Here is a 2,378-nt window from a genome sequence, read left to right as displayed (position 1 = left end):
CTCCGCCAACCCGTCCTCTTCACCGAAACCCTCACCACCCTCCTGACCCAAGGCCACCGCCACTTCATCGAAATCAGCCCCCACCCCGTCCTCACCCCCGGCATCCAAGACACCATCGACCACACCAACAACACTGATCCCAACAACACCAACAACACCGGCCACACCGCCACCGTCATCCACACCCTCCGCCGCGACCACGGCACCCCCACCGACCTCGCCCACGCCCTCGCCCACGCCCACACCACCGGCCTCGACATCACCTGGACCCACTGGTACCCCACACCCCCACCCCCCACCACCGACCTCCCCACCTACCCCTTCCAACACGAGCGGTACTGGCTGGGCCTGGACGACGGGCCGGGCGACCTCAGGTCCGCCGGGCTCACCTCGGTGGCCCACCCCCAGCTCGGCGCCGCGGTCGAACTGGCCGGCGGCGGGCTGGTGCTGACCGGCCGGGTCCCGTCCGTCGAGGCCGGCGGGTGGCTCGCCGACCACCTGGTCGCCGGCGTCCCGCTGGTACCGGGCACCGCCCTGGTGGAGTGGGTGCTGCGGGCGGCCGACGAGGCGGGCTGCGGCGGCATCGGGGAACTCGCGCTGCAGATCCCGATGGCGCTCCCCGCGTCCGGCGCGCTACGGGTCCAGATCGTGGTGGACGCCCCCGAGGAGGACGCCCGGCGCGAGGTACGGGTGCACTCCCGGCCCGAGGAGGACGACGGCGCTCCCTGGACGTGCCACGCCACCGGGCATCTGGTCCCGACGGCCCCGGACGTCCCGGACGCGGCACCGGCCGGGGCCTGGCCGCCGCGGGACGCCGAGCCGGTGGACGTGGCCGGCTTCTACCGCCGCGCCGAGGCGATGGGCCATGGCTACGGCCCGGCCTTCCAGGGCATGACCGCCGCCTGGCGGCAGGGCGAGGACCTGCTCGCCGAGGCGATGCTGCCCGAGGCGGCGCACGAGGGGGCCGACGGGTTCGGTGTCCACCCCGCGCTGCTCGACGCGGCCCTGCACCCGGTGGCGCTGGACCGCCGGGAGGACGACGGTCAGCTGTGGCTGCCGTTCGCCTGGCGCGGCGTGTCGCTGTCGGCCACCGGTGCCCGCGCGGTCCGGGTCCGTCTGTCCCCGCTGGACCACGGCTTCCGGCTGACCGTGGCCGACGCGGCGGGCAGCCCGGTGTTCGGCGCGGAGTCGGTGGACCTCCGCCCGACCAGCCCGCGGCAGTTGCGCGAGGCGGCGGCGCGGCGGGTGGAAGGGCTGTTCACGGTGGACTGGGTGGCCCTGCCGGCACCGGCCGGGGAGGCAGCGACGCAGCCGGTGGCGCCGGACGCGGCGGCCTGGGCCACGCTGGACGACGGTCCGCTGCCGTTGTCCTCGGCGGAGCACGGGCTGCCCCGCCACGCCGACGTCGACGCCCTGATCGCCGCCAGCGTCGCGGGCCCGGCCGGCCCCGCGACGGTACTCGTCGGCGTCACCACGGCCGATGACGACCAGGAGCCGACGGCCCGCGCGCTGACGATCGCCCGGCGGTGGCTCGCGGAACCGGCGCTCGCCGACACCCGGCTGGTCCTGGTCACCCGGGGCGCGGTGGCGGCCGGGGAGGCCGACGACGGCCCCGGGGCATCCGGCCCCGACCCGGCGGCAGCCGGGGTGTGGGGCCTGCTGCGCAGTGCCCAGGCGGAGAACCCGGGCCGTTTCCTGCTGTGCGACGTCGACGACACCACCGGACCCGGCGATGTGCTCGACGCGGTGACCCGGGCGGTGGCTCTGGACGAGCCGCAGGTGGCGGTGCGCGGAGGACGCGTGCTGGCACCGCGGCTGGAGCGGGCGGCGGTGCCGGAGCTGGCCCCGCCGCCGGGCGAACCGGCGTGGCGGCTCGCGTCCACCGGCACCGCCACCGTCGACAGCGTCTCGGTGGTGCCCTGCCCGGAGGTGCTGGAGCCACTGGCGGCGGGTCAGGTGCGGATCGCGGTGCGCGCCGCGGGGATCAACTTCCGCGATGTGCTGATCGTGCTGGGGATGTACCCGGACGCGGACGGGGTGTTCCGCGGCAGCGAGGGCGCGGGGGTGGTGCTGGAGGTGGCTGCCGACGTGACGTCGGTGGCGCCCGGCGACCGTGTCATGGGCCTGTTCGAGGGCGCCTTCGGCCCGGTCGCCGTCGCCGACGCCCGCACCCTCGTCCCGGTCCCGCCCGGCTGGACCGACCAGCAGGCCGCGGCCGTACCGACGACGTTCCTGACGGCGTGGTACGGGCTGGTCGACCTCGCGGGACTCACCGCGGGCGAACGGGTCCTCATCCACGCCGCCACCGGCGGCGTCGGCACCGCCGCCGTCCAGATCGCCCGCCACCTCGGCGCCGAGATCTACGCCACCGCAAGCCC

At 76.2% G+C, this 2,378-nt stretch carries 1 protein-coding gene; it reads left to right on the top strand.

Going from position 1 to position 2,378, the window contains the following annotated elements:
* Nucleotides 1-2,378 (top strand): polyketide synthase dehydratase domain-containing protein (locus tag ACH4B3_RS34240; RefSeq protein ID WP_398469701.1); only part of this gene is annotated, 2,378 nt, incomplete at both ends.

Origin of the sequence: Streptomyces sp. NPDC018031, from assembly GCF_044327625.1 — a bacterium.
Taxonomy (GTDB): domain Bacteria; phylum Actinomycetota; class Actinomycetes; order Streptomycetales; family Streptomycetaceae; genus Streptomyces.
This window is presented reverse-complemented; position numbering and strand designations above follow the sequence as displayed.